This window comes from Paraburkholderia sp. CNPSo 3076 (genome assembly GCF_026343935.1).
Classification (GTDB): domain Bacteria; phylum Pseudomonadota; class Gammaproteobacteria; order Burkholderiales; family Burkholderiaceae; genus Paraburkholderia; species Paraburkholderia nodosa.
On the sequence record NZ_JAPMAL010000034.1, the window covers coordinates 18,844 to 33,403 of the forward strand.

A 14,560-nucleotide genomic window follows, 5' to 3' on the forward strand; every position below is an offset into this window, starting at 1 on the left:
TCAAGATTTGGAGCGCCGCCACTTACATCACCTTCGGTGCCAGGCCGCCTGTCTGCGCTTGCGCGGGCGTCGGGCTGTTCGACGGGGCCTGGGCAGGCGCGGCCTTCGGTGCCGTCCACGCCGCATGCAGCTCGGCCGCGCGCCTGTCGATCTCGGCCGGGCCGGCGTCACGACCCAGTTCGCCGCGCGCAATCCGGGCCTCGATCTCCGTGCCCGCCTGCATGCGGGCATCGAACCGGCGAATCACCTCGGCACGCATGCGCGCGGGTGCCCGCTCAAGTGACTTTTCAAGGACTTCGCGCAACTGCGCGACGGTTTTGAGTGCTTCAGGCGTGGGCGTTGCCGCCATGTCCGCTGCAGGCGAGAAACGCGCTGCGCTGGCTGCCGCTTCCGGTTTTGGGTTTGACGGCGCGGCCGCTGGATTCTCCTTCGCCGGGTTCGTCTTCTGCGCGACATCCGGCGTCGGCGACCTTCCGGCCTTGATCGTCAGCGCAGCACGTTCACGCTTCACGGCCTCGAGCAATGCCTCGTCGCTCTCGGCGGGCCTGAAGCCCTTTACATCCACACCCGCGAGGGACGCTTCGATCCACGCGTTGCGGCGGAACGTTTCGCTGCCGCGCACCACGATCGAATCCCAGTTCTTGGCCTTCGCTACTGCCATCATGTCGGCAATCGTTGAGCGATCGTTCTGCCGGGAGTTCAGGCGTGCCCCGACATCCTCGAAGTGCGGCTGCGTGGTCGCTGTCGGATCCCGCTGCGCGCCCGACGACGTACCCAACCCGGCCTCCATGCCATCGAGCTTCCAGAACCGGCCATCCTTCACCATGTAGCGCGCCGCGATATGGGCGGGCACGTCGTAGCCGTCTTTCGTCACGACCGGCTTGCGTGAGGCAGGATCGACGCCGATCTGGTTGTCGCTGCTGTCGGCGATACCCGCAACGCCAGCCTCGTGCGCGTCTGCCGCTGCACCGGCGTCGCCCGCGTGCTGCCCTGGCATCGGCTTGCCCTGTTCGCGAAGCAACCGCTCGGCGGCCGCTCGCTCGCCGTCGCGCACCGTGCGCACGCGCTCCAGATCCTGAGTCGACACGGTGTCAAACGCCGGGCGCTCCGGATCGTTCGCCGGATTTCTTGCGTCCGTTTCATTCTGCGCGGACGTCTGCGTGCGCTGGATCTGCGTGTCGATCATGCCCGCCACCGCCGGTGCGTCCATCGACGTATCGTTCGCAGCGCGGCCGGGCTGACCGACAGGTTCGTTAGCCGCCGCCGCGTTGACAGTCGGGCGAGCGACGTCCTCGTTGCCGGTCACGGCGTTTCCCGTGATGCCACGCAGCCGCATTGCGTCGTCGATTGCCGCTGCATCGCCGACGTCGGCAAAGGTCACCGCATCGCCATCCGTCTTGACGTCCGGCTGCGCCTGCGAGGCTGGAGATTGCGCAGATGATGCATCGACCTGCCTGTCGAGTGCTTCACGCACGTGGGTCACGAACGGCTCGCGGGCGGCGGGCGACAGAAACGCAAGCTCATGATCGAGCGCGGCGGCAACTTCAGGCGCGGTCTTGCCTTTCCCGAACTCCTCCCTGATACGCCCCGTCAGCCCCCGAAAGTCGGCCAGGTCTTTCGCCACCATCGACCAGTCCGTTCTGTCCTCCTGCTCACTACCGGTCGCAGGCATCGCCGCCACCGGTTCGAACGCTTCGGCGATGTCCGCGAAGGTGGCAATGCCGTCACTGCGCTCTGGCTCGCGATGGCGATGCCGGTGTTGCGGCGCGACGCTTGACCCGTCAACCGGAAGCGCGTCGTCCACCGGGTCGGAATCCGTCACATCGCTCGCAGGCGTGCGCTCATCGATTTCCATCGGACTCAAGCCCGCTTCACCGCGAAGTTTGGCCAGCGCTTTGGCTGCCCGTGGCGGCAGGGTCTCCGCCGCAAAACCAGTGCGGTTGCGGATCTGCTCGCCAATCGCGCGCTCGCCATCAACAGCGTTGCCGGACTTGCGCCACGCTTCACGATGGATCGACTCCAGCCGCTGCTCAAGTGCAAGCGTATGGTTGACCTCGTTGCCACGCAGCGTGACCGCCGTCGTAATCGACTGGATCATTTCGCGAAAGCGCCGGCCGAGCGCCGCGTCGTCAAACTTCGGCTGTGCAGCCTGCTGGCCAACGCGCGCGCTCCGTTCATACAGATGCTGCCGGTCGGCGAAGTACTGGTGCCGCGCGTGGACACCGGCTTCCCGCACTCCGTCAATCATCTCGAATGCAGAGGCACCCTGCGCGCGCAACCGGTCCCGTGCCTCCAGCGCCGCCCTTTCCGCGGCGGCCTGAAGGGAGTCCCGCACGAAGGCGCGGGACTCATCGAGCGGTTGACCCATTAGCTCGCTCAGCCGCACGGCTTCTCGCTCGATGTCGGCTTCACTGCCGAACAGCGTCTGCGGCTGCCCGCGCACTGCTCCGGGTGCCTGCCCTGCCTGCGGCTCATGCGCTGGAATCCACCGCGCAAACGGCCCAACGTCAGTGCCGCCCGGCACGTACCATTTTTTCGATCGCCGGTCGAACCTGGCGCCCAGATCGTGCGCCGCATCCTTCTCCCTGAACGGGACGTCCAGATACGTCCGTTTGCCTTTCGGCCTGTTCGGGTCAGCCATGTGATACCTCCTTTGCCTCGTTGTCCGCCAGCGCGACAGACGCGAGCGCCGGTTCAATCCGGTCCTGGACAGCGTCATCCCCGCCTGCCACGTTGAAATCGATGCGGATGCCCGCGAGCATTTCGCGCACGTCCTCGCGCATCGCGACGCCAAGCTCGGCCAGGTCAGCCTCGAAGCCCGCGAGCGCCATGCCGGTCGCGAGTGGCCCGGGCGCGCGTTGGTCGAGCGCGAGAAGCTCGGCCGCGGTCAGCGGCTTCGCACCGGCCTGACGTGCAAGTCGGATTTCGCCAGCGGCCCTCGCGGACAGCGCCGCGTGATACGTCTCCGGGTTGTGCCTCGGGATGCCGTTCGCTCGCAGCTCACCGGCACGCCAGGCCGCCTTGATTTCGTCTTCGGTGGGCAGGCGCTTGTTGATTGCAGCGAGCATCGGACTGACCGAGCGCATGCGGTCGATAAACAGGTCATCCTCGTAATAGGTCGCCTTCTCGCACAGGATCGGACGCTGGAAACCAAGCACGATTTCCTGGTCCTGCTCCATGCGCTTCAGTTCCTGATCGAGCATCAACGCGCGGCCCTGATCTGACGTGTTCGTGCCGGTCGACGTGTTGCGGCCGTGATTACGGCTTTTCGAGGTTGCCTTCTCGGTGAACGTCCCCAGCGTCTCGGACAGTTCCTTTGCATCCTGCTGATTGCCCGGCGCATACGCCACCAGCACTGCGTGGTTGGTGATCAGTGTGCGCGCCCCGGCCGGCCCGTACAGATCGTTCGGCTCCAGCTGCGCCTTCGACTGCAGGATCGTGAGCAGGCGAATCCAGTAGCCCGCGATGAACGCGTTGCCCTTGTCGAGTACCTCGATGCGACCGAGCGCAGTAAATTCGTCCCCCACGCCAAGACACTGATATTTGATGGCCGGATCGTCGCCTGGCAGCACGTCGAGGTTGTCCTCGATCCACTGCGTGTAGAACAGGTTGCCGAGCAGGCTCGCGACGGCAAGCTCACGCACCGGCAGCACAACGTAGATCGACATCAGCTCGCGCCGCACGCGGTCGAGCTCGAAGTCGCATGCGCTCGTCGCCTGGTCGACGATCGGGTTGCTGAACAGGCGCAGACCGGCGTTAAACGTTGCAACAATGTTCAGCATCGTCTCGTCGGGCGAGGCCAGCACGCGCGAGAGCGCGCCCAGGCAATCGCCCGACAGCGGCACCCCCTTCTGCGGCTCGTGCTGCATCAGGTCCGACAGGTGCTCACGCACTTTCCTGTCGGGCGTGGTCGCGAGCCGCAACACCTGTCCGAACGTACAGTCACCCGTCATCTCCATCAGGTAGAGCGCGAGGCCCATGAACAGGTCACTCGCCTGCTCATAGAAGAACTTGTTGCGACCGTCGGTCGTGTGATACAGGCGCGCTGCGATCGCCTGCAAGCGACCGACCCGCACAAAGGATGCACTCTTCGCAATCCTGAAAAGCGGATTCCAGCGGTGCGTGTAGCCAGTCTGATCAAATGGCGCCCAGCGAAACACCTGCTGGCCGCAGGCCTGCCGGTAACGCGACGTTAGGTCGTAGTTCTCTCCCTTCACATCGAGTACGACCACCGAATCCGGAAAGGTGAGCAGATTCGGGATCACAATGGCTGCACCTTTGCGTGAACGCGTTCGCGCAGCAACCATCACGAACTCCGTTCCGCGGAACGTCAGGTACTTGCCCTTGTACCGCCCGACGATGATCGACGGGTCGCGGTGATCGCCCTTGCGGCCGCCCCTGTTTCGACCGCGCCCGTTAGCCTCATCGAGCAGGCCGTACCGCCGAACCTCGTAGCCGTAGGCGAAGCGGGCATCGCCATGCAGTTCGCGCTTCGGCTTCATGACCAGCGCCGCGACGATCGCCGCTACCGGCACAAGCGGTACGATGACCGATGCCGCTGTCGCCATTTGCAGCGAGCGTTTCACCGCCTTCACGTCGCCAAAGGCGCGCCAGTAGTCGTGCAGCGTCCACAGCCCGATTGCGGAGTCCGGCAACTTTTCCAGCTTCGCAAACAGCATCGCGCCGACGTACTGGCCGGCCGCAGCGAGACCGATCAGAACCACCAGTGCGAGCAGACCGGCCGCGATGATCCGGTCGGCAAGCGTCGCGTTTTTTAGCAGCACGGCGCTCGCACACACGCCCCACAACGCGCACGTCACGACGACGAGAGCAATCACGGCCCCCATTTCGACAGGATCGCTGATCGCGTCGAGATGAAGCAGACGGCCGACGGCGAACACGACTGCGCCGGACACAAGGCCAAGCAGGCCGCCAACAAAGAGACGGGCTTTCATGCTGACGCTCCCACTGCCGCGTGCGTCTGCCGCTCCTGGGGTTCCCGGCCGGTTTGCCTGCCACTGTCACCAATGGCGAAATCGTTCGGTCGCGCTCTCATGCATCACCTCGCAGCAGCCTGTTTTTCGTCGCCGGATCGAACCAGATTTCCGTTAGATCGCGGTTCTCCATGAACAGCACGACGTCGACCGTCGTGCGGATCTCGCGCATCAGGTAATCGAACGGGAGCGTCTGGCCGACCGGGCTTTGCTTGACCAGCGTGGCGATGCGCGTGAGTGTCGCGATCGAGTCGTTCGCGTGCACCGTCGTCAACCCGCCCTGGTGTCCGGTGTTGAGCAGCGTCAGGTAGTCCCAGGTTTCGTCGCCACGCAACTCCGCAAGCAGCACGCGATCGAACTTCATGCGCAACGTCGCCTTCACCAGGCGTCGCGCTGGAATCGCCTCGCTGTAGAAGAGGTGAACGTGATTTCGATGCAGTGGCAACGGCAGCTCGTGGGTATCCTCGATCGTCGCCAGACGCGCCTCGCGCGGAATGATCGGGATCAGGTCGGCCAGCGCCTTCATCAGCGTGGTCTTGCCGGAGCCCGTGCCGCCCACGAGCACGATGTTCAGCCGGTTCAGGATGGCCAGCTTCAGAAACCGCACGACATCGCGCTGCGCGAGCGCGTCGAGCATCTCATGCTGGAAGCGCGCCAGGCCATTGGCGCCCAGCGCCCGGGACGGATTGAACACCGCAGTGGCACGACTGACGTCCATGCCCTCTGAGCCTGCCCGTGCCGCCGCAGCATCGATCTCGCCCGGCGTCATTGCGCTACTACCGCCGGGTGCGCCCCGGACCACATCACGGAACCTGGCGAACCGTCCGGCGTCCGACCACTGCTGTACCGAAAGGCGCGTTGTATTCGGCACGCGAATTGTCAGCGACACAGTGCCCGGCTCGCACGCCGGTGGAATCACGATCTGGCCGCGCTCGCCGTCAGGCAGGCGCACCGGCTTCTCCGGCTCGGCCGCCGACAGCGGTGGCTTCGCCTTGTTGTAGATGGCCAGCGCCGGTGCGAACTGGTTCAGCATTTCCAGCGACGCATTCGGAAGATCATGGCGCTGCCAGCCGTCGAGCGTTTCGGTCCAGCCTTCATAAGGCCGGTTAATCGCAAACTCGGTGACGCCGGGCATCGCCAGCATTGCGGCGATGCCGAGTGTCTTGAGGTGACTGCGTACCGTAAGACTGTCGTCGTATTGCATACTCATAAGCATTCCGAATTAAGTGAATCAAGGCGTCACCAGTTCGTACACGTCGGAGAAGTCCACATCGCGCGCAACGAAGATTGTCGTCATCGACCCGTACTGCGAATACGCGGTCGGCGGCACGTTGATGGTGTTGCGCAGCGCTTCGGCCGCTACCTCACCACCGGCATTCGTGGTGTTGTTAAACTGGATGCCACTACTGCCCGAGTTCGCGGCCAGTGTCGACAGCGCCTGACCGGCATCGCTGATCAGGCTGACCATCATGGCGCCGCCAAACCGCGTCCAGAAGTGGTTGTCGACGTAGGCCGGCAGGCCACTGCCGCCGAGCGCATCGGCCGCCGGCGAATCGAGTTGCACCTTTACGCCGTCAGGCGTCGTCAGCCGCGTCCAGATCACGAAGATCCGCGCCTGACCCTGCATCAGCGCCTGCCGCTGCTCGCCCACGACCTCAGAGCCACGCTCGACCAGCAGCACCGTGCCGTTCGCCGAGTACACATCTTTCGCCACGTGGCAGGTGGTCATGCCCGGGTAGTCGGTCACGATCTCCGCACTCTGCACGCACGGGATCGTCGTCCCAGCAATCAGCAGGAAGTCTCGCGACGGCATCAGTTCCGCCTTCACCGTTTCCAGCTTCGACGGCTGCAGCTTGCTGTCCAGTCCATCCTTCGCGAATCCGGCATGCGAACCGGTCAACCCGGGCGTGCCACCAGGGGCTGCCGCGTCGGACGTCCTCTCATCCTTAGATGTGAGCAGCACGTCGCCATCGAGCTTGCGTTGCGCCGGCGTCTCGACCGCGCTGGCCGCCGTCGCTGCAGCGGCGCCGTTTCCACTCACTGCACTGGCTACGTTCGCATGCGCAGGTGTAGCAAGCGCCGCGCTAGCTGCAGCCGCTTCCGACGCCATCGCCGCTTCCTCTGCCCGCTGCTTTTCGATCTTTGCCTTGTCGCGCGCAAAGTCGTGCCGGTCATCTGACGGCTTGTCCTTTGCCGCTTCCGCCCTTGCCGCCTCGGACTCGGCGTGATGCTGCGCCGACCACCGTTTGATCGCGACACCCACTGCGATCGCGCCGAACAGCAGGATCAGCACCATCCCAATGACGATCGGTAGCATCCGGAACGGGCTCCTGCGCTTCGTGCGGCCAACACCCGGCACCCCGCGCTCGCCTATGCCGGCGGCGTCGACCGGTGTCGGGTTCGCCAGGTTCGGACCGTTCAGATTGATATCGTCACTCACCGCCCGCCTCCTTTTGCTTCACAAGCCGCACCGTGCCCGGAATCGTCGTGCCTGTCGGGTTCAGCTGGCCGTCTGGCCGGTATGCATTGTTGCGAATGCCGAGCACGGCGTCCCCCAGGCGCAGGTTGAAGCGCTGCGCCGTGTCGTGCACCACGAGCACGGGGCCGCGCACGTCATCAGGATTGACGAGCGCTTCCTTGCCGTCCCCGTACACGCGATAGATCTGCGGCAGGTCGCGGCTCGTACTGAACTCGAAGTAGGTAAAGCGGCCGTCATCCCACAGCGCCGTTGGCGCGAGTGTCGTGTCGCCATGCATGTCGTAATTGAAGTTGCCCACGCCAGGCGTGCTGACGGTCTGCGCCAGCAGTGCCCGCGCTTCGGCCGAGCGCACCGCGGCCGCCGCCGACGCCTTTGCACGCGTGTCCGGATAATCGAAGGTCAGCGACCAGACTGCTTCCTCGTGCCTCCTGACCGGGACCAGCTTAAGCACATAGCGACGTCTGTTCGTGAGCAGAATCAGGTTGGTGGCCGCCTGCGGTGCCTTCGGCTTGAAGAAAAAGCCGTTGCCGGCTGGGCCGGCCGTCCATGCCTTACCGTCGCCCATGCCGCCGCCGTCGATCTTTTCGCCTTTCTCGAAGACGAGGACAGTCGCCTCGCCCGGGCGATAGGCGATCCGGTACGTCTCATTCGGGTCATACACGGCGCACGCAATGTGCCGGTCACTGCCGCACGCACCGGGCACGACTTCGGCGACAGCCGGTAGCGACATACCGAATAGCGCGGCAGCGATCGACGCTGCAGTAAGCGCTTTCGGGAACCGGATGGTCATGGGTTGGCCCCTCCGGCCGGTGCGCTCAAGGACATACTTGACGGTGCCGACTGGGACGATGTGGCCGCCGACGGCATCGGTGTCGCGCCGTCTGCGGTGCTGCGCGTCCAGTCGCGGTCGACCGAGTAGCTGGTGACACGAAAGCCCGTTGGATTGAGCTCCTGTTCGTCGCTGCGGGTCGGCAGATCGCCTATCTCGTAGGTGATCGTCGCGACCCAGTATTCGGTTTTAGGTGGTGCTGGCGTCGAGCCACCCTGCGACGACAAAGAAATCATCGTCTTCGAGAAGAACACCTGCGCTGTCGATCCAACGAACGTAATCGCACCTGGGCGCACGATCACGCGATATTTGTCGGTGAGCACGTTTTGCGGCGAGTTCTTGCGGTTGTAGAGCGCCGCGTACAACGCCTGCTCGCGTGGCGAGTTCATCAGCGTCACGGTGTCGTACGCATCCTGGATCGTGTACCAGTCGTATTTCTCACGCAGCTTCACATACGTGCGCAGTGCTGCCCGCACCTCGAGTTCACCGAACGTCACGGATCCGCTGTGCGCGACATCAATCACCTGCACGTCGCCGGTCGCGGTGTTGTCCTTGATGATCACCGGTGGTGACGGCCTCTTTAGTTGTACTAAAGCTGACGAGCCAAGAATAGAAATAAGTGCGACAAACATGGCCCCGCCCGCAACGCGCCATGCAATCTTGGTCATGTTTTCCTGCAGCTGCTGCCGGGACTTCTCGAACGAGAGCGCTTCCCTGAAATACATCCGCGCCATCTCGCGTGGATCGGCGTCGGCGAGTTTCGCCGCAATGTGCTGCAGCGCGGTCGCGCAACTGCCGTCGACGGCAACTGCGACTGGCTCAGCCTGCGCCCGCGCCGGCTTCCACGACATCCACTTCATCGCGCACTCCCCTGTGTCGCATGGTTGACAGGCATCCACGGCCCCTCCGGTTGCGTTGGCTTTGGTGCCGACGAGCACGCAGCAAGGAGCGCGGCGCAGCAAAGCAGGACGATGATTTTCACGTCAATCTCCGATCGGGTGGACTGTCCGCCGTCTCTGATCGCTCCGGCGGATAGACTGCCGCTTATTTCTCGCGCTCGAATTCGGAGCCAGGTGTAACGAGATGTCCATTCGACTTATCGATCGTCATTGCATATTGAATGCTGGAACTAACAATCATCTTCCCATCTACAATCGTGGCCGGTTGTTGGCGCATTACCGTTCCGACCTTGTTTCCATCGTCGTTGTACTGATCTTCCCGATGCGAAACATAAAAATCATTTCCGCTCCCATTTCTGCTAATGACGATATCTTTATAGTCCTGACCACTAACGCGCGCCCACTTGCCGATGTACTGATCACCATCATTGCCCTTGCCGCATCCAAATTGCGCCAACGCCACGACGACCACTACTGCCGCCTTCGCAGATCGAAATTCCCTCATGGACATCTCCTGGTATGTAAGATCACACGCGGCCAATCGAGTTGGTAGGCGCCGATGATGCCCCACTTGCGCGCCCGCCTGTCAGCCTCATCGCCCTCATGGCTGCGCTGGCCGCGTTACCGAGCTTACCAACCATCGAGGAGATGCCCACGCCACCGGCAAGTTGCGATGCGAGTGACGGCATGCTCAACGACACCACGATGAACACAAGCCCCGCCCCGATGATCTTTCCTTCAATTGCATAGGTCAGCATCACGTTATGCACGTCGAATGTCTTCGGCAGTACAGAGGTCATGAAACTCACCTCGATCGCGCCTGTTGCACCGAATAGTGCGACGAGCAGGCCATAGTTCAGACACTGTCCGACCCAGTTCTGGAAGAACTGGCGCGTCGCCGGGAAAAGTGCCGCTACAACGAAGGCCGGCCCGAGCGCGAGCAGCAATCCAAGAGCGAACTTCGCGAGGATGATGTATGCCGCTGCAATCGCGAGAAACGGCACGCCGACCAGCAGGATGCAGATTGCAAGTACTGAAACTTCGATATAGAGGCCGACATCGCTCCACGTCAGTCCCGCGTACATTGCCTTGATTGCGGAGATATAGAGATTCAACAGCGTATCGAGCCCACTACTCAGGCTGTTGCCACCCATCAAGGCACTACTTAGATCGTCCCCGAGGCCATTGAAGAATGGAACGACGTACTCGCTGTAGTAGCTGATATTCATCCCGAGCGTGAGCACAGCCGCCCACCCTGCCATCTTCAGCAAGAAGTCGGATATCGGGCTGTCGTTGTGGCCACGCCAGTACGACACGAGTACGAGCAGGACATAGAGACTAAAGCAGGCAGCGACGAGCGGACTGATCAGTGAAATCATCCGGGCCGAGCCGGTATTGATCGTGTTCAGCACGTTCTGGTCGAACGAGTTGAACATTTCAGTAAAGATCTGCAGTTGCATGGTCGCACTCCGCGTTATTGATCGGCGTTTTCGTCGCCGTTCAGTCTTTGCTGCATGTCGCTATGGGCAGCCTGTTGCGCGAAATCCTTCTCCGCATCCTGAAGTCGCGTCGCGAGATCGAGGCGCATCTTTTCCGCGTTGATCGACGAGTTCTCTGCCGCCCACCGGTTTTGCAAATCGGCCTTCGCCGCCGGATCCTGCGTGAGGTTCGACTGCTGCATCAGCTGCTGGATGTTCGTCAATCGGTCAATCGACGCCTGATACGAGCGCATCGCCATTGCCTTGTTGGCGGCCAGGGTATCGTTCAGACGTTGCTGGCCGGGCGTGTACGCGGTCATCCCCTCCTGGCTCTCGATAGTGCTGGCGAGGCCGCTGATTCCGTTCAACTGCCCGCTCTTCACTTCGTCGTAGACCGACTGCCACTGATCCGGCAGGTAGTTGCGCAACGTCGGGTCATTGAAGATGTTTCCGAGGCCGCGATTGCCGATCGTCGACTGGTACTGGTCCGAGAGCAGGCTGTATTGCTGCTCCAGCTGCTTGACGGTCGAGATCGCCTGCGCGATCGCCTGCAGGTCGATCACCGGGACACCCTGCGCGTGCGCTGCCTGCATCGAGAACGTGCCCGCGATCAACGCAGCGCCCGTCAAATTGCGAATGCTTTTCATCGTCACGCTCCCAAGCTGAACTGCAGTTGTCGGCAAACCATCGCAATACAGTCTTCAGTCCCGCGCAGCCAGTCGAGCAAACCACAAGCAAAACGCGCTCGGCGCCCACTCTCTGAGGCCAGCGCCGGTCGTGCTCGTCCAGCCGTTCCTTGAGCTGTTCGCGCGTCGCTGGCTCGATCGCAGACGAAAGGTGAAGATCGTGTGTCGTCGTCATTCGGTTTCCTCAACAAGTTCGGCCTCGTGCTTGCGATCGCGTTTGCCCTTGCGGCGTGCCTGGAACAGCTGCATTCGCAGGTCCGTGTCGCCATGTGCGTCGCGCGTGCATTCTTCCCAGATCGCAACGTTGTCCAGACTGCTGGAAAGCACCGCGATCTCGTCGTTCATGCCGCCCAGGTCCAGTGTTGCAAACGCCGACTGGTTGCTCTGCTTGATCAGGAACGTGCGAGACTCCTTCGACAGCCTTTTGAGCGTGTCGAATTCGCGGTCGGTCAGGTTCAGGAGCTTGTAACCGTCGCGCGTCGCGTCCGGGTTCGGCAGATAGATCTTTGTCGCCGTCAGGTCGCGGATCTCGGCGAACACCGGACACTGGATTGCATCCTCCGGCGACTGCGAATCCAGGATCAGGAATTCGTCTGCCTTGCGACCCGTCTTGAGCGACTTGCGGATCAGCTCCTGCGTGGTGGGGTAGCTGGCCGGCAGCCAGAATTCGGCAATCACGGTTGCGAGCAGTCCGCCCCTCTTTTGCATCTGGTCCTTGAGGTACAGCAGGTGTGCAAGCACCGGCTCCGTGGCGGCATAGTCTTTCTTCAGGAAGTCAGTGACGTCGAAACCGATCCGGCGCACCTCGGCAATGTTCGTCAACGCATCCGGTACGTTGTCCAGCGCCCACGAGAATCGACCGTTAGTTGCACCACACCACTGGCTCAGACGGACCCACAGGCCGTTCTCGTCGCCCGTATCCGGAATCGACTCGAGCAGGCGGCTGAAGGTTCTGTGCTCGATGTTCTCCAGCTTCATGACCGTGTCGACCGCGTGCTTGATCTGCCGCTGGTCGTCTGCACTGAGCTTGCCGTTCTCGTCGCGGCAGCAGGCACCCACCAGGTCGTAAAGGTGCGCGAGGTTGCGCTTCGTCTCGGGCAGGCCGAACGGCGCGAGACCGGTCGGCTCGCCTTCGCGCAGCGTGTAGTAGACAGCGCCCATCTCCTCGAGGAAGATCCGCAGACCCTGATCGAGATCGAGCGCGAAGATCTTCGGGTCGAACCGCTCGAGGAAGGCGAGCAGCATCGTCTCGAGGGTGGTCTTGCCCGTGCCGGTCGAGCCGAGAATCAGCGTGTGGCCGGCAACCTTCTCGCCCACGCTGTCCTCATCCAGCCGCGAAGCGTGACAGTTCAAGCTGAACAAGCTTTTCGCGACGGTCTGCACTGGCATGAGGGCCGAGCCGTCGCCGAGCGGATTGCCGCGGGCCTTGCCGGCTGAATAGGTATGCATCGAGAACGACGATGCTAGGCTGCGGGTCGACTTCGGCATCGGCCGCGGCTTCGTCCTGAATCCCGGCACCTGGCTCATGTACGTGAACGGTGCCGATGCCGTCGCCTTCACGAACTTGAAGCCGCAATCGTTCAGCGCGCGGCTCGTTACGTACGCGCCGTTACTGATTGCCTTCTCCGGCGTGTCGCCGTACACGACAAGTGCACCGTGATAGTCGCCGAATGCGAGATCGCGACCGGCGATCAGCGCCACCGCATCCTCCAGTTCCCTGATCTGGTGCTTCGCCTTGTCTTCGACCGACCTCAGGTGATTGATCTGGTCTTCGATCGCCTTCATCGCTTCGGCAGTGCTCAGACAGCCCAGGCTCTGCGTGAGGGTGAATTCGACGGGCAGCGACAGCAGCGGATTCGTCTGCCCCCAGCCGGCCTTCGGAAAATCCTTCAGGTCGTAGCAGACCGCGAACCGGGTTGAGCGATCGGTGCGGATCTCAACCGTGTCGTAGTGGAAGTGCAGGTGCGACGTCTGGATCAGGTCGCGTCCGGTTGCGTGCGTGACCGGCACACGCTCATCGACGCCGTTCACGAGCTCGCCAATGAACTGATACGCCTCCGAGAACAGGATGCCGTTGTGCCCGTATGTTTCGAGCAGTTGAGGATCGTAGGCAACGAGAGCCTTCATCAGCCCCTCGCCCAGCTCCTCGAGCTCGCGCACCGTCTCGTCCAGGTCGTCGCCCTGCAGGATCGCGGTGATGTAGAAACTGTTCTCGAAATGATCGTGCCTGCGGAAACGCTGCAGGTATTTGTCGACGGCCTGCTGGATGAACGGATTGCAGAAACGGTACTCGTCGCCGAACGAGATGCGACGGCGGCGAAACGTGGTCCACAGCGACAGGCGATTGCCTTTCTCCAGCGTCATCGCTGCCAGCTGACGGTTCCAGCCGTCGTAGCGTGCTTCGATCTCGCCACGGCTCACCGATTCGAACGGCACGCCGTTCACGCGCATCACCAGGAAGGCGCCGCCGTTGTCGACGCTCGTCACCGTTTCCGACACCGGACGGCCGATGCGCGGCAGCTTGTCCTCCGCGGACGTAACAAGCCGGTTCAGTTCGTTGGTCACGCGCATGCTTCGTCTCCCGCGTACGGCATGTCGTCCGCGCCGCAAATGCGACGGCGCTCCTCCGCGAGCCGGCGAAACACGTTATACATTGTCTTGCCCGAACCGGGAGCCCCAGCCGTCATGGCGTAGCCCACAATAGGCGTGCACGCACTGGCAGCGCCATCTGTTGACAGCGCAGGATTGTGCGCAGGCTTGCGGTCATTCATCTTCGTCCTCCTCTGCCTGCGCAAGCAGGCGCTGACGCAGCGCCTCGAAGCGCTCAAGGTCCCGGCCGCGCGAAAACGAGCGGGTGTACACGTTCAGGTCGCGGCCATACCGCATCGGTGCGAGCGTGTATGTCCTGCCGAATACCGACACACGACGGCGGTCCAGCCAGCAGCGAAATTCCAGCCACGTCAGGCGCAGTGCCAGGTCATCTGTCTCGCAGACATGCCGGAAAAACAGGAAGACGGGCACGCCAGCCGAGCCGATCAACAGACCGCCGGGACCGAGCACGAAGCCACCGACCATACTGGTGATCAGCGATGTGCAGCCGATGATCAGCGCCGGAAACATCGGCACGCCGCCGATCATCGCGGTGCGGTTCAGGCCTGCGTAAGAGGGGTACAGCGTGCGTTCGTCTTCCATAGT

11 protein-coding genes are annotated in these 14,560 nt (G+C 62.8%); all 11 read right to left on the reverse strand.

Translation table 11 applies throughout. The annotated features are described in order from the left end of the window. Window positions 1-22 precede the first annotated feature (22 nt). Window positions 23-2,641 carry a DUF5710 domain-containing protein gene (locus M3A49_RS32650; protein WP_266232650.1) on the reverse strand — a complete coding sequence of 873 codons (2,619 nt, stop codon included), beginning with the start codon at window positions 2,639-2,641 and terminating at the stop codon, window positions 23-25. After that, entirely contained in the window at window positions 2,634-4,955 is a 2,322-nt protein-coding gene (locus M3A49_RS32655) for a type IV secretory system conjugative DNA transfer family protein (protein ID WP_266232651.1), read from the reverse strand. The genes M3A49_RS32650 and M3A49_RS32655 overlap by 8 nt, the downstream gene beginning before the upstream one ends. 97 nt (window positions 4,956-5,052) lie before the next feature. After that, the gene (locus M3A49_RS32660) at window positions 5,053-6,204 is read right to left on the reverse strand and encodes an ATPase, T2SS/T4P/T4SS family (RefSeq protein WP_133189215.1); all 1,152 of its coding nucleotides are present in this window, start codon (window positions 6,202-6,204) and stop codon (window positions 5,053-5,055) included. Between the two features lie 21 nt (window positions 6,205-6,225). After that, the gene (gene virB10 / locus M3A49_RS32665) at window positions 6,226-7,434 is read right to left on the reverse strand and encodes a type IV secretion system protein VirB10 (protein WP_266232652.1); all 1,209 of its coding nucleotides are present in this window, start codon (window positions 7,432-7,434) and stop codon (window positions 6,226-6,228) included. Then, a complete protein-coding gene (locus M3A49_RS32670; RefSeq protein WP_266232653.1) occupies window positions 7,427-8,263 on the reverse strand; it encodes a TrbG/VirB9 family P-type conjugative transfer protein in 837 nt (278 codons plus the stop codon). Before M3A49_RS32670 ends, virB10 begins: the two co-directional genes overlap by 8 nt. Beyond that, window positions 8,260-9,162 (reverse strand): virB8 family protein, encoded by a 903-nt coding sequence (locus M3A49_RS32675; RefSeq protein WP_266232654.1) that lies wholly within the window; start codon window positions 9,160-9,162, stop codon window positions 8,260-8,262. The genes M3A49_RS32670 and M3A49_RS32675 overlap by 4 nt, the downstream gene beginning before the upstream one ends. Before the next feature lie 184 nt (window positions 9,163-9,346). Further along, on the reverse strand, window positions 9,347-9,706 hold the full coding sequence (locus tag M3A49_RS32680; protein ID WP_266232655.1) for a hypothetical protein: 360 nt from the start codon (window positions 9,704-9,706) through the stop codon (window positions 9,347-9,349). Window positions 9,707-9,728: 22 nt separating this feature from the next. Beyond that, window positions 9,729-10,661 (reverse strand): type IV secretion system protein, encoded by a 933-nt coding sequence (locus tag M3A49_RS32685; RefSeq protein ID WP_266232656.1) that lies wholly within the window; start codon window positions 10,659-10,661, stop codon window positions 9,729-9,731. A 14-nt stretch (window positions 10,662-10,675) separates the two neighbouring features. Further along, the gene (locus M3A49_RS32690; RefSeq protein ID WP_266232657.1) at window positions 10,676-11,326 is read right to left on the reverse strand and encodes a type IV secretion system protein; all 651 of its coding nucleotides are present in this window, start codon (window positions 11,324-11,326) and stop codon (window positions 10,676-10,678) included. A gap of 210 nt (window positions 11,327-11,536) precedes the next feature. Then, on the reverse strand, window positions 11,537-13,936 hold the full coding sequence (locus M3A49_RS32695) for a transporter (protein ID WP_266232658.1): 2,400 nt from the start codon (window positions 13,934-13,936) through the stop codon (window positions 11,537-11,539). A 192-nt stretch (window positions 13,937-14,128) separates the two neighbouring features. After that, the gene (locus tag M3A49_RS32700; protein ID WP_266232659.1) at window positions 14,129-14,557 is read right to left on the reverse strand and encodes a VirB3 family type IV secretion system protein; all 429 of its coding nucleotides are present in this window, start codon (window positions 14,555-14,557) and stop codon (window positions 14,129-14,131) included. Window positions 14,558-14,560 lie beyond the last annotated feature (3 nt).

Bases quoted from the DNA above. Each gene is read 5' to 3' on its own strand.
- M3A49_RS32650 (WP_266232650.1), bottom strand. From the start codon at position 2,641: ATGGCTGACCCGAACAGGCCGAAAGGCAAACGGACGTATCTGGACGTC.
- M3A49_RS32680 (WP_266232655.1), bottom strand. From the start codon at position 9,706: ATGAGGGAATTTCGATCTGCGAAGGCGGCAGTAGTGGTCGTCGTGGCG.
- M3A49_RS32690 (WP_266232657.1), bottom strand. From the start codon at position 11,326: ATGAAAAGCATTCGCAATTTGACGGGCGCTGCGTTGATCGCGGGCACG.
- M3A49_RS32685 (WP_266232656.1), bottom strand. From the start codon at position 10,661: ATGCAACTGCAGATCTTTACTGAAATGTTCAACTCGTTCGACCAGAAC.
- M3A49_RS32700 (WP_266232659.1), bottom strand. From the start codon at position 14,557: ATGGAAGACGAACGCACGCTGTACCCCTCTTACGCAGGCCTGAACCGC.
- M3A49_RS32675 (WP_266232654.1), bottom strand. From the start codon at position 9,162: ATGAAGTGGATGTCGTGGAAGCCGGCGCGGGCGCAGGCTGAGCCAGTC.
- M3A49_RS32670 (WP_266232653.1), bottom strand. From the start codon at position 8,263: ATGACCATCCGGTTCCCGAAAGCGCTTACTGCAGCGTCGATCGCTGCC.
- M3A49_RS32660 (WP_133189215.1), bottom strand. From the start codon at position 6,204: ATGAGTATGCAATACGACGACAGTCTTACGGTACGCAGTCACCTCAAG.
- M3A49_RS32695 (WP_266232658.1), bottom strand. From the start codon at position 13,936: ATGCGCGTGACCAACGAACTGAACCGGCTTGTTACGTCCGCGGAGGAC.
- M3A49_RS32655 (WP_266232651.1), bottom strand. From the start codon at position 4,955: ATGAAAGCCCGTCTCTTTGTTGGCGGCCTGCTTGGCCTTGTGTCCGGC.